Origin of the sequence: Pseudenterobacter timonensis (assembly GCF_900021175.1) — a bacterium.
Taxonomy (GTDB): Bacteria; Pseudomonadota; Gammaproteobacteria; order Enterobacterales; family Enterobacteriaceae; genus Enterobacter; species Enterobacter timonensis.
This window is the reverse complement of record NZ_FCOP01000011.1, coordinates 942,638-967,666: the sequence shown is the minus strand read 5'-3', so window position 1 is coordinate 967,666 and position 25,029 is coordinate 942,638. Positions and strand designations below refer to the sequence as shown.

Sequence of the window (25,029 nt, the reverse complement as noted above, 5' to 3'; positions counted from 1 at the left end):
ATAATCGGCCACGCTGTTCGCAACCTAACCAAACAGACGCTTTCAGGCTATTTTCGATGAAAAAGGTGTTGACGCTGCAAGGGTCTATACGCATAATGCGCCCCGCAACGCCGATAAGGTAACGCGAAAAAGATGGCTACGTAGCTCAGTTGGTTAGAGCACATCACTCATAATGATGGGGTCACAGGTTCGAATCCCGTCGTAGCCACCATCTTTTTGCGGGAGTGGCGAAATTGGTAGACGCACCAGATTTAGGTTCTGGCGCCGCAAGGTGTGCGAGTTCAAGTCTCGCCTCCCGCACCATTCCCAGACAGGCGTTGCACGGATGGGGTATCGCCAAGCGGTAAGGCACCGGTTTTTGATACCGGCATTCCCTGGTTCGAATCCAGGTACCCCAGCCATATTTCTTCGATTTAGCGGTTCTCCGCAGCTGTTGGGGTATCGCCAAGCGGTAAGGCACCGGTTTTTGATACCGGCATTCCCTGGTTCGAATCCAGGTACCCCAGCCATCGAAGAAGAGCAGTAACGTTGGCTACGTAGCTCAGTTGGTTAGAGCACATCACTCATAATGATGGGGTCACAGGTTCGAATCCCGTCGTAGCCACCAGATTAAGAACCATTGCATAAGCAGTGTTTCGCCAGTGAAAAATTGGGGTATCGCCAAGCGGTAAGGCACCGGATTCTGATTCCGGCATTCCGAGGTTCGAATCCTCGTACCCCAGCCAATTTTCAAAGCCGTTTGTACAATTTGTCTGAACGCACCCGTTGGGGTATCGCCAAGCGGTAAGGCACCGGATTCTGATTCCGGCATTCCGAGGTTCGAATCCTCGTACCCCAGCCACTACACAGCAAAAAAGCCCGCTCTGCGGGCTTTTTTGTTTTTGTCATCTCCCCTCCTCCCTTTCCTGATGAAAAGAGAGGAAGTTATGCCTCGCCGCTTAAAGTCCTAAGGCATATTTCAGCGCCTGGCGCTTTAACACGCCCGCCCGCGCGGCCGCCATCAGGCCAATATTGCGCAGCATCCGCACCGGTCCAAGATTGTTGCTGAATCCGGCATAAAAGAGATCCATTCCCGACTGCATAATAAAATTATCGGCCATGCGACGCATCTGGTAGCGCCTGAGCACCTGCTCGCTCGCCCAGGCTTCGCCATAGCTGCGGGCATTGACCAGCACTTCCAGCAGCGCCTCTACATCGCGGTAGCCGAGGTTTACCCCCTGTCCCGCCAGCGGATGAATGGTATGCGCCGCATCCCCCACCAGCGCCAGCCCCTCTTTGACATACTTCAGCGCATGGCGGCGGGTCAGCGGAAAACTGCCGGCCGCCACCGGCGTCACCTTCCCGAGACGGGCGGGAAAATGTTTGCTGATTTCACGCTGCAGCTGCCCCAGCGGTAGCCCCTGCAGCTGGCGGATGCGCGCGGGCCGGTCATACCAGACCAGCGACGCCCATTTGTCATAAAGCGGCAGAAAGGCGCGCGGGCCATCCGGAGTAAACTCCTGCCAGGTGCTCTCCCCCGGCTCCTCTTCACACTCGACGGTAATCAGCATGCAGGCCTGTTGATAGTCCCAGGCGTGAATGCCGATGGCGGCCATCTGCCGCACCTGTGAATTAGCGCCATCCGCTCCGACCACCAGCTGCGCCGTGAGCGGCTCGCCATTCTCCAGCTCCAGCTGATAAGCGTTATCGCACCGTTTTAGCGACGTGATTGAGGCGGGCACCCGCAGGGTGACGTTGGGATTCGCCTCCAGCGCCTGCCAGAGCGCCAGCTGCAAAACGTTATTTTCCACCATATAGCCCAGCGCGGGCAGCTTCAGCTCTGCGGCATCGAACGTTACATGAGCCGTCTCCCACTCCCAGGTCTCCAGACGGCGCCAGGGGTGGGCGCGCATGGCGAGAACGGCATCCCAGACGCCCAGCCCGCGCAGCAGATCGACCGACGCCGCGCTCAGCGCCGAGATCCTGACGTCAGGTTTTGCCGTCGCCTCGAAAGCGGGCGGCGTCGCCTTTTCAATCACCGTCACCCTGAAGCCCTGCTGTGCCAGTCCCAGCGCCAGCGCGCCGCCGACCATACCGCCGCCGACGACGGCAATTTCGGTTTGTTGGTGTGTCATGGTCAATCGTCCTTATTTGAGAATCCCTTAAGTTTACCGGATTTTTTTACCGCCGAGGCTGAGAACCTTCACACTGGTCACAACCGCACCAAAGCATTACAATACGCGCCTTGCAATTCTGAGCACGAGCAAGTCGATGACAAAAAAACTCCATATTAAAACCTGGGGCTGTCAGATGAACGAATACGATTCATCGAAGATGGCCGATCTGCTGGATGCCACTCATGGCTATCAGCTGACCGACGTGGCGGAAGAAGCGGATGTGCTTCTGCTGAACACCTGCTCCATTCGTGAAAAGGCTCAGGAAAAAGTCTTTCACCAGTTAGGTCGCTGGAAGCTGCTTAAAGAGAAAAATCCGGACCTGATCATTGGCGTCGGTGGCTGCGTGGCTTCTCAGGAAGGCAAGCTGATCCGTAGCCGCGCCCACTACGTAGATATTGTTTTTGGGCCGCAGACCCTGCACCGCCTGCCGGAGATGATCAACTCGGTACGCGGCGACCGCAGCCCGGTGGTGGATGTTAGCTTCCCGGAGATCGAGAAGTTTGACCGTCTGCCTGAGCCGCGCGCGGAAGGCCCGACCGCCTTTGTCTCCATTATGGAAGGCTGCAATAAATATTGTACCTATTGCGTGGTGCCTTACACCCGTGGCGAAGAGGTCAGCCGCCCCTGCGACGATATCCTGTTTGAGATCGCCCAGCTTGCGGCACAGGGGGTACGTGAAGTTAACCTGCTCGGCCAGAACGTTAACGCCTGGCGCGGTGAAAACTACGATGGTACTCCTGGCTCCTTTGCGGAGCTGCTGCGTCTGGTGGCGGCCATTGACGGTATCGACCGTATCCGCTTTACCACCAGCCACCCGATCGAGTTTACCGACGACATTATCGAGGTTTACCGCGACACGCCGGAGCTGGTGAGCTTCCTGCACCTGCCGGTACAGAGCGGCTCTGACCGGGTGCTGAACCTGATGGGGCGTACCCATACCGCGCTGGAGTACAAAGCGATTATCCGCAAGCTTCGCGAAGCGCGCCCGGATATCCAGATTAGCTCCGACTTTATCGTCGGTTTCCCGGGCGAAAGCGCGGATGACTTTGAGCGCACCATGAAGCTGATTGCCGACGTCAATTTTGACATGAGCTACAGCTTTATCTTCTCCGCGCGTCCGGGTACCCCGGCGGCCGATATGGTCGACGATGTGCCGGAAGAGGAGAAAAAGCAGCGTCTCTATATCCTGCAGGAGCGCATCAACCAGCAGGCGATGGCCTGGAGCCGCCGGATGCTCGGCACCACCCAGCGTATCCTGGTGGAAGGTACTTCCCGTAAGAGCATCATGGAGCTTTCTGGCCGTACCGAAAACAACCGCGTGGTCAACTTCGAAGGCTCGCCGGAGATGGTGGGTAAATTTGTCGATGTGGAGATTACCGAGGTGCGTCCTAACTCCCTGCGCGGGAAAGTGATCCGTACCGAGGATGAGATGGGGCTGCGCGTGGTGGAAACGCCGGCGTCCGTCATCGCCCGTACCCGCAAAGAAAACGATCTGGGCGTGGGCGTCTATCAGCCCTGATCCCTTCAGGCCTGCCGCTATGGCAGGCCTTGTATTTCTCCCCGAACTCCCCCATATCCTTACCAGCACTTGCGCCTTTATTCGCAGGCGTGAATAATTTCATTTATGACGGTTTTATTCCGTCCGCGGGCGTGGTGCCCGGGGGCTGACCAACACACCCAAGAGGAACAGTTTGAACATAGATACGCGTGAACTTACCCTTGAGCCCGCAGACAACGCTCGCCTGCTGGGCCTGTGCGGGCCGTTTGATGACAACATCAAACAACTGGAGCGACGTCTGGGCATCGAAATCAATCGTCGCGATAATCATTTCAAACTCACCGGACGCGAAATTTGCGTCAGCGCCGCCGCGGATATTCTGCGCAGCCTTTACGTTGATACCGCCCCGATGCGCGGTCAGATTCAGGATATCGAGCCTGAACAGATCCATCTTGCCATTAAAGAAGCGCGCGTGCTGGAACAGAGCGCGGAGAGCGTCCCGGAGTATGGTAAGGCGGTTAACATCAAAACCAAACGTGGCGTGATCAAGCCGCGTACGCCGAACCAGGCGCAGTACATCGCCAATATCCTCGACCACGACATCACCTTTGGCGTCGGCCCGGCGGGGACCGGTAAAACCTATCTCGCGGTCGCCGCAGCGGTCGATGCGCTGGAGCGCCAGGAGATCCGTCGTATTCTGCTGACCCGCCCGGCGGTTGAAGCGGGCGAAAAGCTCGGCTTTCTCCCCGGCGACCTGAGCCAGAAGGTTGACCCCTATCTGCGCCCGCTCTACGACGCGCTGTTCGAAATGCTTGGCTTTGAGAAGGTGGAAAAGCTTATCGAACGTAACGTCATCGAGGTGGCGCCGCTCGCTTACATGCGTGGGCGTACGCTGAACGACGCGTTCATCATTCTTGATGAGAGCCAGAACACCACTATCGAACAGATGAAGATGTTCCTGACGCGTATTGGCTTTAACTCGAAAGCGGTGATCACCGGTGACGTGACGCAGATTGACCTGCCGCGCAACACCAAATCGGGCCTGCGCCACGCGATCGAGGTGCTGGCGAACGTGGAAGAGATCAGCTTTAACTTCTTCCACAGCGAAGATGTGGTGCGTCATCCGGTGGTGGCCCGCATCGTGAACGCCTATGAAGCCTGGGAAGAGGCAGACCAGAAACGTAAGGCGGAGCTGGCGGCAGAACGCAAACGCGAAGCGCAAGAACAGGAACATAAATGAGTCAGGTTATTCTCGATTTACAGCTGGCGTGCGAAGACAGCGCCGGGTTACCGGAAGAGAGCCAGTTTCAGGCATGGCTGAACGCGGTCATTCCGCAGTTCCAGGAGGAGTCGGAAGTCACGATTCGCCTGGTGGACGAGGCGGAAAGCCACGAGCTGAATCTGACCTATCGCGGGAAGGATAAGCCGACTAACGTGCTCTCCTTCCCTTTTGAGGCGCCGCCGGGCATCGAGATGCCGCTGCTGGGCGACCTGATCATCTGCCGTCAGGTGGTGGAACAGGAGGCGAAAGAGCAGCAGAAGCCCCTCGACGCCCACTGGGCGCATATGGTGGTGCACGGCAGTTTGCATCTGCTCGGTTACGACCATATCGAAGATGACGAAGCAGAAGAGATGGAATCCCTCGAGACAGAGATAATGCTTGCTCTGGGCTATGAGGATCCGTACATTGCCGAGAAAGAATAGTCAGTCTTTCGACTGATTACCCCTGCCGCCGCGCGAGGATTTCCGCGGCGGTGCGCTTTTCACTGACAAGAGAACCCTTAACAAACGCCATGAGCGACGACAATTCACACAGTAGCGACACGACAACCGGTAAGAAGGGATTTTTCTCCCTTATTCTGAACCAGCTTTTCCACGGCGAGCCCAAAAACCGTGACGAACTGCTGGAGCTGATCCGTGATTCCGGGCAAAACGAGCTTATCGACGAAGATACGCGCGAAATGCTCGAAGGGGTTATGGATATCGCTGACCAGCGCGTCCGCGACATCATGATCCCCCGCTCGCAGATGATCACCCTGAAACGCAACCAGCCCCTGGATGAGTGCCTCGACGTCATTATTGAGTCCGCCCACTCGCGTTTTCCGGTGATCAGCGAGGATAAAGATCACATTGAAGGGATTCTGATGGCCAAAGATCTGCTGCCATTTATGCGCAGCGATGCCGACGCCTTCAGCATGGAGAAAGTGTTACGTCCGGCGGTGGTGGTGCCTGAAAGCAAGCGCGTTGACCGCATGCTGAAGGAGTTCCGCTCCCAGCGCTACCACATGGCGATTGTTATCGATGAATTTGGCGGCGTATCGGGCCTGGTGACCATCGAGGATATTCTTGAGCTGATCGTCGGCGAAATCGAAGATGAGTATGACGAAGAAGAGGATATCGACTTCCGTCAGCTCAGCCGCCACACCTGGACGGTGCGGGCGCTGGCCTCTATCGAAGATTTTAACGATACCTTCGACACCCACTTCAGCGATGAAGAGGTGGACACCATCGGCGGCTTGGTGATGCAGGCGTTTGGCCACCTGCCTGCCCGCGGTGAAACCGTGGAGATCGACGGCTATCAGTTTAAGGTCGCGATGGCCGACAGCCGCCGTATCATTCAGGTCCATGTCAGAATGCCGGACGACTCACCGGTGCCAAAACTGGAAGATTAATGTAAATGGCATTTGCCCCCCTGTTTGAACGCCAGCGCGTACGTCTGCTGCTGGCGCTGATCCTTGGAGCCAGCGGAACGCTGGCTTTTTCTCCTTACGATATCTGGCCTGCGGCCATCCTCTCCCTGATGGGCCTGCAGGGGCTGACGCTCAACCGTCGTCCGCTGCAGGCCGCCGCGATCGGCTACGTCTGGGGGCTGGGACTGTTTGGCTCCGGCATCAACTGGGTCTACGTTAGCATCGCGCAGTTTGGCGGGATGCCCGGCCCGGTTAACGTTTTTCTGGTGGTGCTGCTGGCGGCCTATCTGTCGCTTTATACCGGCCTGTTTGCCGGTATTCTTGCCCGCCTGTGGCCCAAAACCAGCTGGCTGCGCGTGGCGATTGCCGCGCCGGCGGTCTGGCAGATCACCGAGTTTCTGCGCGGCTGGGTGCTGACCGGCTTCCCCTGGCTGCAGTTTGGCTATAGCCAGATTGACGGCCCGCTGAAAGGGCTGGCTCCGGTGATGGGCGTGGAGTCGATAAACTTCCTGCTGATGATAGTCAGCGGTCTGCTGGTGCTGGCTATCGCCACCCGTAGCTGGAAGCCGTTTATCGTCGGGTTAGTGCTTTTCGCGCTGCCTTTCCCGCTGCGCTTTACCCAGTGGTATACCCTGCAGCCGGAGCGCGCCACGCGGGTCTCGCTGGTGCAGGGCGATATCCCGCAGTCGCTGAAATGGGATGAAAATCAGCTCATCAATACGCTGAAAATCTATCTCGACGCCACGCAAAAAGAGATGGGCAAATCGCAGCTCATCATCTGGCCGGAGTCCGCTATTCCCGATCTGGAGATCAACCAGCAGCGCTTTTTAACCGGGCTGGATGAGGAGCTTCGCGCTCACAACAGTACGCTGGTGACCGGTATCGTTGACGCGCGGCTGAATCAGCGGAACCGCTACGACACCTATAACACCATCATCACGCTCGGCAAAGACAACCCGTACAGCTATGAGTCGACCAACCGCTACAACAAAAACCACCTGGTGCCGTTTGGGGAGTTTGTACCGCTGGAGTCGATTCTGCGCCCGTTAGCGCCTTTCTTCGATCTGCCCATGTCCTCCTTCAGCCGCGGGCCGTACATCCAGCCGCAGCTGCATGCGCACGGACTGGCCCTGACGGCGGCCATTTGCTACGAGATTATTCTCGGTGAGCAGGTGCGGGATAACTTCCGCCCGGATACCGACTATCTGCTGACTATTTCGAACGACGCCTGGTTCGGCAAGTCGATCGGCCCGTGGCAGCACTTCCAGATGGCGCGGATGCGCTCGCTGGAGCTGGCGCGCCCTCTTCTGCGCAGCACCAATAACGGTATCACCGCCGTGATCGGTCCGCAGGGTGAAGTTCAGGCGATGATCCCGCAGTTCACCCGTCAGGTGCTGACCACCACGGTTACACCCGTGCGCGGCCTGACTCCCTATGCCCGCACCGGCAACTGGCCGCTCTGGATCCTGACCGCGCTGTTTGGCTTTGGCGCGGTGCTGATGAGCCTGCGTCAGCGTCATAAATAACCCCTCACCCTAACCCTCTCCCCATAGGGGAGAGGGGATTGATCGAGCACTTTCCCGGCCCAAAGCACCGTCTTTCCCCTCTACCCACAGGGGTGAGAGGGATCATCGAACACTTTCCCGGCCCAAAGCACCGTCTTTTCCCCTCTACCCACAGGGATGCGGGGGCTCATCGAACACTTTCCCGGCCCAAAGCACCGCCTTTTCCCCTCTACCCACAGGGATAAGGGGATCATCGAACACTTTCCCGGGCCAAAGCGCCGCCTTTTCCCCTCTACCCACAGGGATAAGGGGATCATCGAACACTTTCCCGGCCCAAAGCACCGCCTTTTGCCCTCTACCCACAGGGATGCGGGAGATCATCGAACACTTTCCCGGGCCAAAGCACCGTCTTTTCCCCTCTCCCTTTCAGGGAGAGGGCCAGGGTGAGGGTGAAGGTCATTTCTGGCACGCCTGTTGCTTTATTTACTCCCGCAAACCTGGTTTGGCTTAACGTGCAACCTTGTCGCACCAGAGACGAGCAAAGGTGGCACCAAAACGGTGCAACTTAAGATTTTTGCCTTTGAATGGTGCGGCGCGCTTCGCAAAAATAAACAATAAAGCAGCAAAATATTTACATTAAGCCAGACTAAATGTTAACAAGCTTGCATAACACTACACTCGCCGCGCGCGAGCAATAACAACATCACACTGGGTAACAATGCGTCTCTGGCGCAGATAAAGGAGTTGGATATGCAATTACGTAAACTGGCCACAGCAATGCTGGTGATGGGGGTAAGTGCAGGCGTGGCTCACGCCGATGACGCACCTGCAGCAGGTAGTACCCTCGATAAAATCGCCAAAAACGGCGTGATCGTGGTCGGCCACCGTGAATCTTCTGTCCCGTTCTCATACTACGATAACACGCAAAAAGTGGTGGGTTACTCTCAGAGCTACTCCAACGCCATCGTGGATGCCGTCAAGAAAAAGCTGAATAAGCCCGATCTGCAGGTGAAGCTGATCCCGATTACCTCCCAGAACCGTATTCCGCTGCTGCAAAACGGTACTTTCGATTTTGAGTGCGGCTCCACTACCAACAACCTTGAGCGCCAGAAACAGGCAGCCTTCTCCGACACTATCTTCGTGGTAGGCACCCGCCTGCTGACCAAAAAAGGTGGCGATATTAAAGACTTCGCCGATCTGAAAGGCAAAGCGGTGGTGGTGACTTCCGGTACGACTTCAGAAGTGCTGCTGCACAAGCTGAACGACGAGAAGAAGATGGATATGCGCATCATCAGCGCGAAAGATCACGGCGACTCCTTCCGCACGCTGGAAAGCGGTCGCGCCGTCGCGTTTATGATGGATGACGCGCTGCTGGCGGGTGAACGTGCGAAGGCGAAAAAGCCGGATAACTGGGAAATCGTCGGCACGCCACAGTCTAAAGAGGCTTACGGCTGCATGCTGCGTAAAGACGACCCGCAGTTCAAGAAGCTGATCGACGACACCATCGCTCAGGTACAGACCTCCGGCGAAGCGGCGAAATGGTTTGATAAGTGGTTCAAGAATCCGATTCCGCCAAAAAATCTCAACATGAACTTCGACCTCTCTGATGACATGAAGGCGCTGTTCAAAGAACCGAACGACAAAGCACTTAACTAATTAGAACCACAAGGGGCGGGACCTCCTGCCCTCTCGATTGTCGGGAAGCATGGACAGACTATACGACAGGCGGTCGTTCCCCGCCTGGCGCAAAAAAGAGCTTCTCACCAATCTTCGAGGGTAGCGCTGCTACCCTTTTTTTTCTGGAGTTTATTATGTCTATAGACTGGAACTGGGGCATATTTCTGCAGCAGGCCCCGTTCGGCAACACCACCTATCTGGGCTGGCTATGGAGCGGCTTCCAGGTTACCGTCGCGCTCTCCATCACCGCATGGATTATCGCGTTTTTAGTCGGTTCGTTATTTGGTATTTTGCGCACCGTCCCTAACCGTCTGCTCTCCGCCATTGGCACCCTCTACGTTGAACTGTTCCGTAACGTTCCGCTTATCGTACAGTTCTTCACCTGGTATCTGGTGATGCCGGAACTGCTGCCCGAAGATATCGGCATGTGGTTTAAATCGGAGCTGGATCCAAACGTACAGTTCTTTGTCTCCTCAATGCTCTGTCTGGGGCTGTTTACCGCCGCTCGCGTCTGTGAGCAGGTACGCGCCGCCATTCAGTCGCTGCCGCGTGGACAAAAAAATGCGGGTCTGGCGATGGGGTTAACCCTGCCGCAGACTTACCGCTACGTGCTGCTGCCGAACGCTTACCGCGTCATCGTGCCGCCGATGACCTCCGAGATGATGAACCTGGTGAAAAACTCGGCCATCGCCTCCACCATCGGGCTGGTCGATATGGCTGCTCAGGCGGGCAAACTGCTTGACTACTCCGCACACGCCTGGGAGTCGTTTACCGCGATTACGCTCGCTTATGTGCTTATCAACGCCATTATCATGCTGGTGATGAACCTGGTTGAACGTAAAGTTCGCCTGCCTGGCAATCTGGGAGGCAAATAATGTACGAATTTGACTGGAGTTCTGTTGTTCCGTCGATGCCTTACCTGCTGGCAGGGCTGGTGATCACCCTGAAAATCACCGTAACCGCCGTGATTATCGGTATCGTCTGGGGCACTATCCTGGCGGTAATGCGCCTGTCGAGCTTTAAGCCGCTCGCCTGGTTTGCCACGGCCTACGTTAACGTGTTTCGTTCCATCCCGCTGGTGATGGTACTGCTCTGGTTCTATCTCATCGTACCCGGCTTCCTGCAGAATGTGCTGGGGCTGTCGCCGAAAAGCGATATCCGGCTTATCTCCGCGATGGTGGCCTTCTCTATGTTCGAGGCGGCCTACTATTCGGAAATTATTCGTGCCGGGATCCAGAGTATCTCCCGCGGCCAGTCGAGCGCCGCGCTGGCGCTGGGGATGACCCACTGGCAGTCCATGAAGCTCATTATTTTACCGCAGGCCTTCCGCGCCATGGTTCCATTGCTGCTGACCCAGGGTATCGTCCTGTTCCAGGATACCTCGCTGGTCTATGTGCTGAGCCTCGCGGACTTCTTCCGTACCGCCTCGACCATCGGCGAGCGTGACGGTACGCAGGTGGAGATGATCCTGTTTGCAGGAGCGGTCTATTTTGCCATTAGTTTAAGCGCGTCGCTGTTGGTCAGCTGGCTGAAGAAAAGGACAGTACAATGATTTCCCTGAAAAATGTTTCTAAATGGTATGGGCACTTTCAGGTGCTGACCGACTGCTCTACGAGCGTTAAAAAAGGCGAAGTGGTGGTGGTTTGCGGGCCGTCCGGCTCGGGTAAATCGACGCTGATTAAAACCGTCAATGGCCTGGAGCCGGTACAGCAGGGCGAAATTATCGTTAACGGAACAAAGGTAAATGACCGGAAAACCGACCTTGCGAAGCTGCGCTCCCACGTTGGCATGGTGTTCCAGCATTTTGAGCTCTTCCCGCATCTCTCTATCATTGAGAACCTGACGCTGGCACAGGTGAAAGTTCTGAAGCGCGACAAAGCCGCCGCCCGCGAAAAAGGGCTGAAGCTGCTGGAGCGCGTCGGCCTTGCGGCCCATGCCAATAAGTTCCCGGCCCAGCTCTCCGGCGGCCAGCAGCAGCGTGTGGCGATCGCCCGCGCGCTCTGCATGGATCCCGTCGCTATGCTGTTCGATGAACCGACCTCCGCGCTCGATCCTGAGATGATCAACGAGGTGCTGGACGTGATGGTTGAGCTGGCGCAGGAGGGAATGACCATGATGGTGGTAACCCACGAGATGGGCTTTGCCCGTAAGGTGGCCAGCCGCGTCATCTTTATGGATGAAGGAAAAATCGTGGAAGATTCGCCGAAAGAAGCCTTCTTCGCAAATCCGCAGTCCGAACGCGCAAAAGATTTCCTCGCTAAAATCCTGCATTAATCGTTACGGTGCGCAATCTCCTGATTGCGCACTGCTTCACGCTTTTACGTTCTCCTTATCGTCTGCAGCAGCTTACAGCGTTAGCCTTGTGACAAAATAACGTCCGGAAGGAAACCACGTATGGCACTACCCCTTATTCTCGACTGCGATCCGGGTCATGATGACGCGATCGCCCTTGTCCTCGCCCTCGCCTCCCCCGAGCTCTCTCTGAAAGCGGTCACCTCCTCCGCCGGTAATCAGACCCCGGAAAAGACCCTGCGCAACGTGCTACGCATGCTGACCCTGCTCGGGCGCAGCGATATTCCGGTAGCGGGTGGCGCGGCAAAACCGCTGATGCGCGAGCTGATTATCGCCGACAACGTTCACGGCGAAAGCGGACTGGACGGCCCGGCGCTGCCGGAGCCTGGCTTTGCTGCGCAAAACTGTACGGCGGTTGAGCTAATGGCGAAGGTGCTGCGCGAGTGTGAGGAGCCGGTAACCATTGTCGCCACCGGGCCGCAGACCAACGTCGCGCTGTTGCTGAACAGCCATCCGGAACTGCGCCCCAATATCGCGCGCATCGTCATGATGGGCGGCGCGATGGGGCTGGGTAACTGGACGCCAGCCGCCGAATTTAACATTTTTGTCGATCCCGAAGCGGCGGAGATTGTCTTTCAGTCCGGTCTGCCGGTAGTCATGGCCGGGCTGGATGTCACCCACCGCGCGCAGATCATGGCGTCGGATATTGAACGCTTTCGCGCCATCGGCAACCCTGTCGCCGTGACGGTCGCCGAACTGCTGGATTTCTTTATGGAGTACCATAAGGCCGATAAATGGGGCTTCCAGGGCGCGCCGCTGCACGATCCCTGCACTATCGCGTGGCTGCTGAAGCCTGAGATTTTCACCACAGTGGAGCGCTGGGTAGGTGTTGAGACTCAGGGGAAATATACGCAGGGCATGACCGTCGTAGATTACTACTTCCTGACGGGCAAAGCGCCGAACACCACGCTAATGGTGGATCTTAACAGAGAGGCGTTTGTAGACCTGCTGGCAGAGCGGCTTACCTGGTATAGCAAGGCCGCCCTCCAGGCACGGTAAGCGAAGCGCCACCGGGCAATACCTTGTGCCGGATGCGGCTTTGCCTTATCCGGCCTGCGTTAGAAGGGCATCACGGCTCAAACGGGCGGCGCTGGAACTGATCGTGGCCACACTTCGGGCAGACCGGCAGCACGTCCGGGGTATAAACCGCCAGATGATAATGGCAATTCTCACACACCAGGTTCCCCAGCCCTACCACCTCGCCGCTGTGATAGACGCCATGGTGGTTAAGATCCTGGAACACCTCCCGCCACTCCAGCTGGGTTTTGTCGGTAATATCCGCCAGCTCCTGCCACAGGCTCTCTTTAATCACCCGCATAAAGACGCTGTCGGTCACCTCATCCTGGCTCTCGCCATAGCTTCGGGCAAACTCCTCCAGATCGCGCCTTACGGCTCGCGTCACCTCATCTATCTCAGTGCGCGTTAACTCACCCGTTTGCGCCACCCGTGCCCGCGCCTGTGCTACCAGCGCGTCGATATCCCGCTCGCCGTTGCGCAGTCGTTCCGTCATTGTCGCCACCAGCTCGCGGTAAAATTGAGCAACCTTGTTCATCGTTTCGCCTCCCGGGTCAGTAACTATCTCTAATAATAGACCTTATTTCTGTTCCGCTTTGCCAGGTAAGCCACACTGCCGGTAAATTCCTCCTCGCGGCTTTTGTGGGAAAGGCTGTTTTGACGCAAGCGTTTGGGCTATGCTATGCGGATCTGAGATACCACATCCATTGGCTACATATGTAGCTGTATTGAAAACAGGACCACTGGCTGCCATGCAAGAGCAATACCGCCCGGAAGAGATAGAATCAAAAGTCCAGCAACACTGGGACGAGAAGCGTACCTTTGAAGTTACCGAAGACGAGAGCAAAGAGAAGTATTACTGCCTGTCGATGCTTCCCTATCCTTCTGGTCGACTACACATGGGCCACGTGCGTAACTACACCATCGGCGACGTTATCGCGCGCTACCAGCGCATGCTGGGCAAAAACGTACTGCAGCCGATTGGCTGGGATGCGTTCGGTCTGCCGGCAGAAGGCGCCGCGGTAAAAAATAACACCGCACCGGCTCCGTGGACCTACGACAACATCGCCTATATGAAAAACCAGCTCAAGATGCTGGGCTTTGGCTATGACTGGAGCCGCGAGCTGGCAACCTGCACCCCGGAATATTACCGCTGGGAACAGAAATTCTTTACCGAGCTGTATAAAAAAGGCCTGGTGTATAAGAAAACCTCTGCCGTTAACTGGTGCCCGAACGATCAAACCGTTCTCGCCAACGAGCAGGTCATCGACGGCTGCTGCTGGCGCTGCGACACCAAAGTTGAGCGTAAAGAGATCCCGCAGTGGTTTATCAAAATTACCGCTTACGCTGACGAACTGCTCAACGATCTGGATAACCTGGACCACTGGCCGGATACGGTTAAGACCATGCAGCGCAACTGGATCGGTCGTTCTGAAGGGGTAGAGATCACCTTCAACGTTGAGAACTACGACCAGACGCTGACCGTCTACACCACCCGTCCGGACACCTTTATGGGTGCTACCTATCTGGCTGTTGCCGCCGGTCACCCGCTGGCGCAGAAAGCAGCGGAAAATAATCCGGCGCTGGCGACTTTCATTGATGAATGCCGCAACACCAAAGTGGCCGAAGCCGACATGGCGACCATGGAGAAAAAAGGTGTGGATACCGGCTTTAAAGCGATCCACCCCCTCACCGGTGAAGCGATCCCTGTCTGGGCCGCTAACTTCGTCCTGATGGAATATGGCACCGGCGCGGTGATGGCCGTTCCGGGCCACGATCAGCGCGACTACGAGTTTGCCACCAAATATGGCCTGACTATCAAACCGGTTATTCTGGCGGCCGACGGTTCAGAACCCGATCTCTCTGAGCAGGCGCTGACCGAAAAAGGCACCCTGTTCAACTCCGGCGAATTTAGCGGTCTGAGCTTCGAAGAGGGCTTTAACGCTATCGCTGATAAGCTCGCCTCTCTGGGCGTGGGCGAGCGTAAAGTGAATTACCGTCTGCGCGACTGGGGTGTCTCCCGTCAGCGTTACTGGGGCGCGCCAATCCCGATGGTGACCCTGGAAGATGGCACCGTAATGCCTACGCCGGAAGATCAGCTGCCGGTGATCCTGCCGGAAGATGTGGTGATGGACGGCATTACCAGCCCGATCAAAGCCGATCCCGAGTGGGCGAAAACCACCGTCAACGGCCAGCCTGCGCTGCGTGAAACTGACACCTTCGACACCTTTATGGAGTCCTCCTGGTACTACGCGCGCTACACCTGCCCGCAGTACAAAGAAGGCATGCTGGATTCCGATGCGGCAAACTACTGGCTGCCGGTGGATATCTATATCGGCGGGATTGAACACGCCATTATGCACCTGCTCTACTTCCGCTTCTTCCATAAGCTGATGCGCGACGCGGGTCTGGTCAACTCTGACGAACCGGCTAAGCAGCTGCTGTGTCAGGGGATGGTGCTGGCTGATGCGTTCTACTACGTTGGCGAAAACGGCGAGCGTAACTGGGTCTCTCCGGTAGATGCCATCGTTGAGCGCGACGAGAAAGGCCGTATCGTGAAGGCGAAAGATGCGGCGGGGCATGAGCTGGTTTACACCGGCATGAGCAAAATGTCGAAGTCGAAAAACAACGGCATCGACCCGCAGGTGATGGTAGAACGTTACGGCGCCGACACCGTGCGTCTGTTTATGATGTTTGCTTCTCCGGCCGATATGACGCTGGAATGGCAGGAGTCCGGCGTGGAAGGGGCAAACCGCTTCCTGAAACGCGTCTGGAAGCTGGTCTACGAACACACCTCTCAGGGCGATGCCCCGGCGCTGAACGTGGATGCGCTGAGCGAAGATCAAAAAGCGCTGCGCCGTGACGTGCATAAAACCATCGCTAAAGTCACCGATGATATCGGTCGTCGTCAGACCTTTAATACCGCGATTGCGGCTATTATGGAACTGATGAACAAGCTGGCGAAAGCACCGCAGGAGAGCGATCAGGATCGCGCCTTAATGCGTGAAGCGCTGCTGGCGGTGGTACGTATGCTCAACCCGTTCACGCCGCACGTCAGCTTTACCCTGTGGCAGGAGCTGAAAGGCGAAGGCGATATCGACAACGCGCCGTGGCCGGTTGCGGACGAGTCCGCTATGGTAGAGAACACGACCCTGGTGGTGGTGCAGGTAAACGGTAAAGTGCGCGGCAAAATTACCGTTCCGGTGGATGCCACCGAGGAACAGGTACGCGAGCGCGCAGGCCAGGAACATCTGGTGGCGAAATACCTTGAGGGCGTTACCGTACGTAAGGTTATCTACGTACCCGGTAAACTGCTGAATCTGGTCGTTGGCTAAGCGCGGGAGGAAACGTGCGACAACTGGCAACATTACTCTTATCCCTGGCGGTGCTTGCCACCGCCGGCTGCGGCTGGCACCTGCGTAATACCACGCAGGTTCCGGCGCAGATGAAAACAATGATCTTCGACTCGTCAGATCCGAACGGTCCGCTGAGCCGTGCCGTTCGTAACCAGCTGCGCCTGAACGGCGTAGAGCTGATTGAGAAGGGAACGCTGCGCCAGGATGTGCCGTCATTCCGTATCCTGAACTCCTCTCTGGCTAAAGATACCGCCTCCATCTTCCAGGATGGCCGGACGGCGGAATACCAGATGGTGATGACGGTTAATGCGGCGGTGCTGGTTCCGGGACGGGATATCTACCCCATCTCCACCAAAGTCTACCGTTCGTTCTTTGATAACCCGCAAACGGCACTGGCGAAGGATGCCGAAGAGCAGATTATCATCAACGAAATGTACGACAAGGCGGCGGAACAGCTGATCCGCAAGCTGCCGAGCATTCAGCTTGCCGCGAAAGAGGCGGCTGATGTCGAGCCGGCGGCCCCTGCCACCACCCCGTCACGCGTCTCCACGACGCTGGGCAACTAATGGTTCGGTTGTATCCCGAACAACTCCGCGCGCAGCTCCATGAGGGGCTGCGCGCGGCCTATCTGCTGCTGGGAAACGATCCCCTGTTACTGCAGGAGAGCCAGGATGCGATCCGCGAAGTGGCGGCCTCGCAGGGCTTTGATGAACACCATACTTTCCAGCTTGATAACAGCACCGACTGGCAGGCTATCTTCTCGCTCTGCCAGGCGATGAGCCTCTTCGCCTCCCGGCAAACGATCCAGCTTCTGCTGCCGGAAAACGGCCCCAACGCGACGATTAACGAACAGCTCGCGACGCTGGTCAGCCTGCTGCACGGCGATCTGCTGCTCATCGTTCGCGGCAACAAGCTCACCAAAGCGCAAGAAAATGCGGCCTGGTTTACGCAGCTCTCGCCTCAGGCGGTACTGGTGACCTGCCAGACGCCGGAACAGGCGCAACTGCCCAAATGGGTGGCGGCCCGCGCCCGGCAGCAAAACCTCCAGCTTGACGAAGCGGCGAACCAGCTCCTTTGCTACTGTTATGAAGGCAACCTGCTGGCGCTGGCGCAGGCGCTGGAACGGCTTTCCCTGCTCTGGCCCGACGGTAAACTGACCCTGCCGCGGGTGGAGCAGGCGGTGAACGACGCGGCCCATTTTACGCCGTTCCACTGGGTGGACGCTCTGCTGGCGGCCAAAAGCAAACGTGCGCTGCATATTCTGCAGCAGCTGCGGCTGGAGGGGAGTGAACCGGTTATCCTGTTGCGTACGCTTCAGCGTGAACTGCTGTTGCTGCTGACGCTCAAGCGGCAGATGGCCCACACTCCGCTGCGCGCCCTGTTCGATAAACATCGCGTCTGGCAAAACCGCCGGGCGATGACCACCGAGGCGATCAACCGTCTGAGCCACGAGCAGCTTCGCCAGGCGGTACAGCTGCTTGCCCGCGCCGAGCTGACGCTCAAGCAGGATTATGGTCAGTCGGTTTGGGCCGAGCTGGAAAGTCTCTCTTTGCTGATCTGCCATAAGGCGCTGGCAGACGTTTTTATTGATGGTTGATATGAACACGTTACAGGCAATTTACGGCGGCACGTTCGATCCCGTTCATTATGGCCACCTTAAGCCGGTTGAAATTCTGGCGAACCTGATAGGCTTACAGCGCGTCATTATTATGCCGAACAACGTTCCGCCCCATCGTCCTCAGCCGGAAGCGACGCCCGCGCAGCGCAAATATATGCTGGCCCTGGCGATAGCGGATAAACCGCTCTTCACCCTCGACGAGCGGGAGCTGAAGCGCGACACCCCTTCCTGGACGTCGCAAACCCTGGCGGAATGGCGGGCAGAAGAGGGCCCGGATCGACCGCTGGCCTTTATCATCGGTCAGGACTCCCTGTTGAATCTGCCGAGCTGGCATCGTTATGAGACGATCCTCGACAACAGTCACCTGCTGGTCTGTCGTCGCCCAGGTTATCCGCTACTGATGAAAGAGGAGCAGCATCAGCGCTGGCTTGACGAACACCTCACCCATAACGTGGAAGATCTGCATACGCGCCCGGCGGGGAAAATTTATCTGGCGGAAACGCCGTGGTTTGATATTTCCGCGACCATTATTCGCGAGCGTTTACAGCAGGGGCTCTCCTGCGATGCGCTTTTACCGCCGACTGTGCTGGATTATATTCACGCCCAGGGGTTGTACCAGCAAAGCGCCGACGCCTGAGGGAGTGGCGAAAATTACGTTTATTCGCCCTTCTGCCATTGACACCCCTTTCCAGGCTGATATTCTCCGCAGCCTGACTTGCCCGCCACTCGCTGATTTACAGAAATTGTTTTACAAAAATGGCGATGCAATGTCATGCCGGGGATGGGATGATACCCGCCTCCACGCGCCCGTCCGGTGACTTTTGTCCCGACACCGTAGCCAGTTCAGGTATACTGTCTGGCTACGAAAGAACAGTAGCTCAACTTCATTCACCCAGGGGGAACACTTGCAGGGTAAAGCACTCCAGGATTTTGTTATCGACAAAATTGATGACCTGAAAGGTCAGGACATCATCGCTATCGACGTAAAAGGTAAATCCAGTATCACCGACTGCATGATTATTTGCACCGGGACCTCCACGCGTCACGTCGTCTCTATTGCCGATCATGTGGTTCAGGAGTCGCGCGCGGCTGGCCTGATGCCGCTTGGCGTTGAAGGCGAAGCGACCGCCGACTGGGTGGTTGTCGATCTCGGCGACGTGATTGTACATGTCATGCAGGAAGAGAGCCGTCGCCTGTATGAGCTGGAAAAACTCTGGGGTTAATGCGTGAAGTTGCAGCTGGTAGCCGTCGGCACAAAAATGCCCGACTGGGTACAAACGGGTTTCACCGAATATCTGCGCCGTTTTCCTAAAGATATGCCGTTCGAGCTGGTAGAGATACCGGCAGGTAAACGCGGCAAGAACGCGGATATTAAACGCATTCTCGACAAAGAGGGTGAACTGATGCTCGCCGCTGCCGGCAAAAACCGCATCGTCACCCTGGATATTCCGGGCAAACCCTGGGATACGCCGCAGCTGGCGCACGAGCTGGAACGCTGGAAGCAGGATGGCCGCGACGTCAGCCTGTTAATTGGCGGCCCGGAGGGACTCTCCCCCGCCTGCAAAGCGGCCGCAGAACAAAGTTGGTCTCTCTCCGCGCTGACGCTGCCCCACCCGCTCGTTCGGGTACTGGTAGCGGAAAGCCTCTATCGCGCGTGGAGCATTACCACCAACCACCCTTATCACCGTGAGTAATGATTGACCAGGGTAGATTAAGCAGCGGATGAAACTACAAAATTCTTTTCGCGACTATACGGCTGAGTCCGCGCTGTTTGTGCGCCGGGCGCTGGTCGCCTTTCTGGGGATTTTGCTGCTGACCGGCGTGCTGATCGCCAACCTGTACAACCTGCAAATTGTCCGTTATACCGACTACCAGACGCGCTCCAACGAGAACCGTATTAAGCTGGTGCCTATCGCGCCAACCCGCGGCATCATCTACGATCGTAACGGCACGCCGCTGGCGCTGAACCGCACCATCTACCAGATCGAAATGATGCCGGAGAAGGTGGACAACGTGCAGCAAACGCTGGACGCGTTGCGAAGCGTAGTCGATCTCAACGATGACGATATCGCCAACTTTAAAAAAGAGCGCGCCCGCTCCCACCGCTTTACCTCGATTCCGGTTAAAACTAACCTCACTGAAGTGCAGGTGGCCCGCTTTGCGGTGAACCAGTACCGCTTCCCGGGCGTGGAGGTCAAAGGCTATAAGCGTCGCTACTACCCTTACGGTTCAGCGCTGACCCACGTTATCGGCTATGTCTCCAAAATTAACGATAAAGATGTCGAAAGACTCGATAAAGAGGGCAAGCTGGCCAACTACGCCGCGACCCACGATATCGGCAAACTCGGTATCGAACGTTATTATGAAGATGTGTTGCACGGTCAGACCGGCTATGAAGAGGTCGAGGTTAACAACCGTGGCCGCGTCATCCGCCAGCTCAAAGAGGTGCCGCCCCAGGCGGGCCACGACGTCTACCTGACGCTCGACCTTGAACTGCAACAATATATCGAAACCCTGCTGACGGGCAGCCGCGCCGCCGTTATCGTAAGCGATCCGCGCACCGGTGGTATTCTGGCGATGGTTTCCATGCCCAGCTACGATCCGAACCTCTTCGTGGACGGCATCTCCAGCAAGGACTACTCCGGCCTGCTCAACGATCCGAACACGCCGCTGGTAAACCGTGCCACGCAGGGGGTCTATCCGCCCGCCTCCACCGTTAAACCGTACGTCGCCGTCTCGGCGCTGAGCGCGGGCGTTATTACCCGCAACACCAGCCTGTTCGATCCCGGCTGGTGGCAGCTGCCCGGCTCGGAAAAACGTTACCGCGACTGGAAAAAGTGGGGCCACGGCCACCTGAACGTCACCAAATCGCTGGAAGAGTCCGCCGATACCTTCTTCTACCAGGTCGCCTATGACATGGGTATTGATCGCCTTTCAGAGTGGATGGGCAAATTCGGCTACGGTCATTATACCGGCATCGATCTCTCGGAGGAGCGCTCCGGGAACATGCCGACGCGGGAGTGGAAGCTGAAACGCTTTAAGAAACCCTGGTATCAGGGCGACACCATTCCGGTGGGTATCGGTCAGGGTTACTGGACGGCAACGCCTATCCAGATGAACAAAGCGCTGATGATCCTCATTAACGACGGCGTGATTAAGGTTCCCCATCTGCTGAAAAGTACGGTGGAAGATGGCAGACAGGTACCGTGGATCCAGCCGCATGAGCCGCCGGTGGGCGATATTCACTCCGGCTACTGGGAGATCGCGAAGGATGGTATGTACGGCGTAGCTAACCGTCCTAACGGGACGGCGCATAAATATTTTGCCGGCGCGCCTTACAAGGTGGCGGCAAAATCGGGTACCGCCCAGGTCTTTGGCCTGAAGGCTAACGAAACCTATAACGCCCATAAAATTGCTGAACGCCTGCGCGACCACAAGCTGATGATTGCGTTTGCCCCCTACGACCATCCGCAGGTGGCGGTCTCCATGATCCTTGAAAACGGCGGCGCTGGTCCGGCGGTGGGGACCATCATGCGCCAGATCCTTGACCACATTATGCTGGGTGACAACAACACAGAACTGCCGGCTGAAAATCCGGCCGCCGCCGCGGCGGAGGACCAATAACCATGACGGATAATCCGAACAAAAAATCGCTGTGGGACAAAATCCACATCGACCCGGCCATGCTGCTGATCCTGCTGGCGCTGCTGACCTACAGCGCGCTGGTTATCTGGAGCGCCAGCGGCCAGGATCTGGGCATGATGGAACGTAAAATCGGCCAGATCGCCATGGGCCTGGTGGTAATGGTGGTGATGGCGCAGATCCCGCCCCGCGTTTACGAAGGCTGGGCGCCCTATCTCTATATCTTCTGTATCATTCTGCTGGTGGCGGTGGATGCCTTTGGCGCCATCTCCAAAGGGGCGCAGCGCTGGCTGGATCTGGGAATTGTGCGTTTTCAGCCCTCCGAAATCGCCAAGATCGCCGTCCCGCTGATGGTGGCGCGCTTTATCAACCGTGACGTCTGCCCGCCATCGCTGAAAAATACCGGCATCGCGCTGGTGCTGATTTTCCTGCCGACGCTGCTGGTGGCCGCCCAGCCGGACCTGGGAACCGCCATTCTGATCGCGCTCTCCGGCCTCTTCGTTCTGTTTCTCTCCGGCCTGAGCTGGAAGCTGATCGGCATCGCGGTTGTGCTGGTGGCCGCCTTTATCCCCGTGCTCTGGTTCTTCCTGATGCACGACTATCAGCGTCAGCGCGTGATGATGTTGCTCGATCCTGAAACCGATCCGCTCGGCGCAGGCTATCATATTATTCAGTCGAAGATTGCTATCGGTTCCGGCGGGCTGCGCGGTAAAGGGTGGCTGCACGGCACCCAGTCACAGCTGGAATTTTTGCCCGAACGCCATACCGACTTTATCTTTGCGGTGCTGGCCGAGGAGCTGGGGCTTTTCGGGATCCTGATCCTGCTGGCGCTCTACCTGCTGCTGATTATGCGCGGGCTCTGGATCGCCGCCCGGGCGCAAACCACCTTTGGCCGCGTCATGGCAGGCGGGTTAATGCTGATCTTATTCGTTTATGTTTTCGTGAATATTGGTATGGTGAGTGGCATTCTGCCGGTGGTGGGCGTGCCGTTGCCGCTGGTAAGCTACGGGGGCTCGGCACTGATTGTGTTGATGGCCGGGTTTGGGATAGTGATGTCTATCCATACCCACAGGAAAATGTTGTCCAAGAGCGTATAAAAATAAGGGGAGCACAATGCGTAAGCAGTGGCCTGTAGTCTTCATCGCAGCAAGTTTGCTGGCAGCCTGTACGAGTGACGATGGCCAACAGCAGGCGACCGTGGCACCGCCGCAACCGGCGGTTTGTAACGGACCGGTGGTTGAAATAAGCGGCGCGGATCCCGTTTATGAACCGCTGAACGCGACGGTGAATCAGGATTACCAGCGCGACGGCAAGAGCTATAAAATCGTTCAGGATCTCTCCCGCTTTAGTCAGACAGGTCTGGCGGCGATTTATGATGCGGAGCCAGGCAGTAACCTGACCGCCTCCGGCGAGACCTTTGACCCGATGCAGCTCACCGCCGCACACCCGACACTGCCGATCCCGAGCTACGCGCGCATCACCAACCTCGCTAACGGCCGCATGATCGTCGTGCGCATTAACGATCGCGGCCCGTACGGCAACGATCGCGTGATCTCCCTCTCCCGCGCCGCCGCCGATCGTCTGAATACCTCGAACAATACCAAAGTGCGTATCGACCCGATTATCGTCGCGCAGGATGGCACCCTCTCCGGCCCCGGCATGGCCTGTACTACGGTGGCGAAACAGACCTACGCGCTGCCCGCTCGCCCGGATCTGAGCGGCGGTATGGGTAGCGTTTCATCCGCGCCGGTCGCTGCTACGCCGCAGAACGATGTGCTTCCCGTCAGTAACGATACCCTGAAAAGCGACGATGCCACCGGGGCGCCGGTCAGCAGCAGCGGTTTCCTGGGTGCGCCAACGACGCTCGCGTCGGGCGTGCTGGAGAGTAGCGAACCGGCCCCTGCGCCAGTCGCAGCCCCCGTTACGGCCCCCCAGCGGCGGTTTTGTCGTCCAGGTGGGCGCAGTGAGCGACCAGGGCCGCGCCCAACAGTATCAACAGCGCCTCAGCCAGCAGTTTGGCGTTCCAGGACGCGTGGAGCAAAACGGCGCGGTCTGGCGCATTCAGCTGGGGCCTTTCGCCAGCAAAGCGCAAGCGAGCGCCCTTCAGCAGCGTCTGCAAAGCGAAGCGCAGCTCCAGTCGTTTATTGCTGTTACAAAATAATTAATCGGCGGTATCCGAATTGTCAGCTTTTGTCATTCTGATTCACATTATCATGCTGAAAGTCGGATGCCTGCCTGTATAGCTTTTGCTATAGTAAGGCACTTTTTTTAATTCCATCACGGATGTCGTAGTTCTGACCATGAAGACCACTTTCTCCGCTCGTTTTCTGCAGCGCATGGCGCTGACCACGGCCCTGTGCGCCACTGCCATTGGCGCAGCGCACGCCGATGACCTGAATATCAAGACCATGATCCCTGGCGTTCCGCAGATTGACGCGGAATCCTATATCCTGATCGATTACAACTCCGGCAAGGTACTGGCGGAACAGAACGCCGATGCGCGCCGCGATCCGGCCAGCCTGACCAAAATGATGACCAGCTACGTTATCGGCCAGGCGATGAAAGCGGGCAAATTCAAAGAGTCCGACCTGGTCACCATCGGCAACGACGCGTGGGCGACCGGCAACCCGGTCTTTAAAGGCTCTTCGCTGATGTTCCTGAAGCCGGGCATGCAGGTGCCGGTTTCGCAGCTGATTCGCGGTATTAACTTGCAGTCCGGCAATGACGCCTGCGTGGCGATGGCTGATTTCGCTGCCGGTAGCCAGGATGCCTTTGTCGGGCTGATGAACAGCTACGTTAACGCGCTGGGCCTGAAAAATACCCACTTCCAGACCGTGCATGGTCTGGACGCTGACGGCCAGTACAGCTCCGCCCGTGACATGGCGCTGATTGGTCAGGCGCTGATCCGCGACGTACCGAACGAATATGCCATTTATAAAGAGAAAGAGTTCACGTTCAACGGCATTCGCCAGACCAACCGCAACGGCCTGCTGTGGGATAACAGCCTGAACGTAGACGGCATCAAAACCGGCCATACTAACAAAGCGGGTTATAACCTCGTGGCCTCCGCCACCGAAGGTCAGATGCGTTTGATCTCCGCCGTGATGGGCGGTCGTACCTTTAAAGGACGCGAAACCGAGAGCAAAAAACTGCTGACCTGGGGCTTCCGCTTCTTTGAAACCGTCAATCCGATTAAAGCGGGCAAAGAGTTCGCCTCCGAGCCGGTCTGGTTTGGCGATAACGATCGCGCCTCCCTGGGCGTGGATAAAGATCTCTACCTGACCATTCCTCGCGGCCGCATGAAAGATCTGAAAGCGAGCTATGTACTGAATACCAGCGAGCTGCACGCGCCGCTGCAAAAAAACCAGGTGGTGGGCACCATCAACTTCCAGCTGGATGGCAAGACCATCGATCAGCGTCCGCTGGTTGTGCTGCAGGAGATCCCGGAAGGGAATTTCTTCGGCAAAATCATTGATTACATTAAACTGATGTTCCACCACTGGTTTGGCTAAAAATCGAAC

Annotated in this window: 21 protein-coding genes, 7 tRNA genes and 1 pseudogene; 27 read left to right on the top strand and 2 right to left on the bottom strand. The window is 57.2% G+C overall.

All coding sequences use genetic code 11. The features are described from left to right. The first annotated feature begins 134 nt into the window (after nucleotides 1-134). From BN3796_RS10890 to BN3796_RS10860, 7 genes are all read left to right on the top strand, one after another. Nucleotides 135-211, top strand: a tRNA-Met gene (locus tag BN3796_RS10890). Between the two features lie 7 nt (nucleotides 212-218). After that, a tRNA-Leu gene (locus BN3796_RS10885) sits at nucleotides 219-303 on the top strand. Nucleotides 304-326: 23 nt separating this feature from the next. Next, a tRNA-Gln gene (locus tag BN3796_RS10880) sits at nucleotides 327-401 on the top strand. 33 nt (nucleotides 402-434) lie between these two features. After that, nucleotides 435-509: transfer RNA gene (locus BN3796_RS10875), tRNA-Gln, on the top strand. 21 nt (nucleotides 510-530) lie between these two features. Continuing rightward, nucleotides 531-607 (top strand) — tRNA-Met (locus BN3796_RS10870). 43 nt (nucleotides 608-650) lie between these two features. Then, nucleotides 651-725: transfer RNA gene (locus BN3796_RS10865), tRNA-Gln, on the top strand. A gap of 41 nt (nucleotides 726-766) precedes the next feature. Then, nucleotides 767-841 (top strand) — tRNA-Gln (locus BN3796_RS10860). A gap of 97 nt (nucleotides 842-938) precedes the next feature. Here the strand turns inward: BN3796_RS10860 and ubiF are convergent. Beyond that, complete coding sequence (gene ubiF / locus BN3796_RS10855; RefSeq protein WP_061708356.1) at nucleotides 939-2,114, bottom strand: 3-demethoxyubiquinol 3-hydroxylase; 1,176 nt, start codon at nucleotides 2,112-2,114, stop codon at nucleotides 939-941. Nucleotides 2,115-2,250: 136 nt separating this feature from the next. Between ubiF and miaB the strand changes: the two genes are divergently transcribed. The 10 genes from miaB to rihA all read left to right on the top strand — a co-directional run bounded on the left by miaB (nucleotide 2,251) and on the right by rihA (nucleotide 12,877). Next, nucleotides 2,251-3,675 carry a tRNA (N6-isopentenyl adenosine(37)-C2)-methylthiotransferase MiaB gene (miaB, locus tag BN3796_RS10850; RefSeq protein ID WP_061708355.1) on the top strand — a complete coding sequence of 475 codons (1,425 nt, stop codon included), beginning with the start codon at nucleotides 2,251-2,253 and terminating at the stop codon, nucleotides 3,673-3,675. 172 nt (nucleotides 3,676-3,847) lie between these two features. After that, entirely contained in the window at nucleotides 3,848-4,894 is a 1,047-nt protein-coding gene (locus BN3796_RS10845; protein WP_061708354.1) for a PhoH family protein, read from the top strand. Next, a complete protein-coding gene (gene ybeY / locus BN3796_RS10840; RefSeq protein ID WP_061708353.1) occupies nucleotides 4,891-5,358 on the top strand; it encodes an rRNA maturation RNase YbeY in 468 nt (155 codons plus the stop codon). The genes BN3796_RS10845 and ybeY overlap by 4 nt, the downstream gene beginning before the upstream one ends. Before the next feature lie 89 nt (nucleotides 5,359-5,447). Continuing rightward, nucleotides 5,448-6,326 (top strand): CNNM family magnesium/cobalt transport protein CorC, encoded by an 879-nt coding sequence (gene corC, locus BN3796_RS10835; protein ID WP_061708352.1) that lies wholly within the window; start codon nucleotides 5,448-5,450, stop codon nucleotides 6,324-6,326. 5 nt (nucleotides 6,327-6,331) lie between these two features. Continuing rightward, entirely contained in the window at nucleotides 6,332-7,870 is a 1,539-nt protein-coding gene (lnt, locus tag BN3796_RS10830; protein ID WP_061708351.1) for an apolipoprotein N-acyltransferase, read from the top strand. A gap of 729 nt (nucleotides 7,871-8,599) precedes the next feature. Continuing rightward, nucleotides 8,600-9,505 (top strand): amino acid ABC transporter substrate-binding protein, encoded by a 906-nt coding sequence (locus BN3796_RS10820; RefSeq protein WP_061708349.1) that lies wholly within the window; start codon nucleotides 8,600-8,602, stop codon nucleotides 9,503-9,505. 155 nt (nucleotides 9,506-9,660) lie between these two features. Then, entirely contained in the window at nucleotides 9,661-10,401 is a 741-nt protein-coding gene (locus BN3796_RS10815; RefSeq protein WP_061708348.1) for an amino acid ABC transporter permease, read from the top strand. After that, entirely contained in the window at nucleotides 10,401-11,078 is a 678-nt protein-coding gene (gene gltK / locus BN3796_RS10810) for a glutamate/aspartate ABC transporter permease GltK (protein WP_061708347.1), read from the top strand. The genes BN3796_RS10815 and gltK overlap by 1 nt, the downstream gene beginning before the upstream one ends. Then, nucleotides 11,075-11,800, top strand: coding sequence for an amino acid ABC transporter ATP-binding protein (locus BN3796_RS10805; RefSeq protein WP_061708346.1), 726 nt, complete (start codon nucleotides 11,075-11,077; stop codon nucleotides 11,798-11,800). Before gltK ends, BN3796_RS10805 begins: the two co-directional genes overlap by 4 nt. A gap of 120 nt (nucleotides 11,801-11,920) precedes the next feature. Next, nucleotides 11,921-12,877 carry a pyrimidine-specific ribonucleoside hydrolase RihA gene (gene rihA / locus BN3796_RS10800; RefSeq protein ID WP_061708345.1) on the top strand — a complete coding sequence of 319 codons (957 nt, stop codon included), beginning with the start codon at nucleotides 11,921-11,923 and terminating at the stop codon, nucleotides 12,875-12,877. Between the two features lie 70 nt (nucleotides 12,878-12,947). On the opposite strand, the gene BN3796_RS10795 is transcribed toward rihA, so the two are convergent. Beyond that, nucleotides 12,948-13,430 carry a zinc ribbon-containing protein gene (locus BN3796_RS10795; protein ID WP_061708344.1) on the bottom strand — a complete coding sequence of 161 codons (483 nt, stop codon included), beginning with the start codon at nucleotides 13,428-13,430 and terminating at the stop codon, nucleotides 12,948-12,950. Between the two features lie 214 nt (nucleotides 13,431-13,644). On the opposite strand from BN3796_RS10795, the gene leuS reads away from it, so the two are divergent. The 10 genes and pseudogenes from leuS to dacA all read left to right on the top strand — a co-directional run bounded on the left by leuS (nucleotide 13,645) and on the right by dacA (nucleotide 25,020). Further along, nucleotides 13,645-16,227 (top strand): leucine--tRNA ligase, encoded by a 2,583-nt coding sequence (gene leuS, locus BN3796_RS10790; protein WP_061708343.1) that lies wholly within the window; start codon nucleotides 13,645-13,647, stop codon nucleotides 16,225-16,227. Between the two features lie 14 nt (nucleotides 16,228-16,241). Further along, nucleotides 16,242-16,814 carry an LPS assembly lipoprotein LptE gene (gene lptE / locus BN3796_RS10785; RefSeq protein WP_061708342.1) on the top strand — a complete coding sequence of 191 codons (573 nt, stop codon included), beginning with the start codon at nucleotides 16,242-16,244 and terminating at the stop codon, nucleotides 16,812-16,814. After that, a complete protein-coding gene (holA, locus tag BN3796_RS10780; RefSeq protein WP_061708341.1) occupies nucleotides 16,814-17,845 on the top strand; it encodes a DNA polymerase III subunit delta in 1,032 nt (343 codons plus the stop codon). Before lptE ends, holA begins: the two co-directional genes overlap by 1 nt. Further along, nucleotides 17,838-18,503: a nicotinate-nucleotide adenylyltransferase gene (nadD, locus tag BN3796_RS10775; protein ID WP_061708340.1), complete on the top strand. Its 666-nt coding sequence runs from the start codon at nucleotides 17,838-17,840 to the stop codon at nucleotides 18,501-18,503. The genes holA and nadD overlap by 8 nt, the downstream gene beginning before the upstream one ends. 268 nt (nucleotides 18,504-18,771) lie before the next feature. Further along, nucleotides 18,772-19,089: a ribosome silencing factor gene (gene rsfS / locus BN3796_RS10770; RefSeq protein WP_061708339.1), complete on the top strand. Its 318-nt coding sequence runs from the start codon at nucleotides 18,772-18,774 to the stop codon at nucleotides 19,087-19,089. A gap of 3 nt (nucleotides 19,090-19,092) precedes the next feature. Then, nucleotides 19,093-19,560, top strand: coding sequence for a 23S rRNA (pseudouridine(1915)-N(3))-methyltransferase RlmH (gene rlmH, locus BN3796_RS10765; protein ID WP_003858701.1), 468 nt, complete (start codon nucleotides 19,093-19,095; stop codon nucleotides 19,558-19,560). Between the two features lie 28 nt (nucleotides 19,561-19,588). Beyond that, nucleotides 19,589-21,490 carry a peptidoglycan DD-transpeptidase MrdA gene (gene mrdA / locus BN3796_RS10760; protein WP_061708338.1) on the top strand — a complete coding sequence of 634 codons (1,902 nt, stop codon included), beginning with the start codon at nucleotides 19,589-19,591 and terminating at the stop codon, nucleotides 21,488-21,490. A 2-nt stretch (nucleotides 21,491-21,492) separates the two neighbouring features. Further along, nucleotides 21,493-22,605: a peptidoglycan glycosyltransferase MrdB gene (mrdB, locus tag BN3796_RS10755; RefSeq protein ID WP_061708337.1), complete on the top strand. Its 1,113-nt coding sequence runs from the start codon at nucleotides 21,493-21,495 to the stop codon at nucleotides 22,603-22,605. A gap of 16 nt (nucleotides 22,606-22,621) precedes the next feature. Further along, nucleotides 22,622-23,669, top strand: a pseudogene (gene rlpA / locus BN3796_RS10750) (endolytic peptidoglycan transglycosylase RlpA). Nucleotides 23,670-23,808: 139 nt separating this feature from the next. Beyond that, nucleotides 23,809-25,020 (top strand): D-alanyl-D-alanine carboxypeptidase DacA, encoded by a 1,212-nt coding sequence (gene dacA, locus BN3796_RS10745; RefSeq protein WP_061708336.1) that lies wholly within the window; start codon nucleotides 23,809-23,811, stop codon nucleotides 25,018-25,020. Nucleotides 25,021-25,029 lie beyond the last annotated feature (9 nt).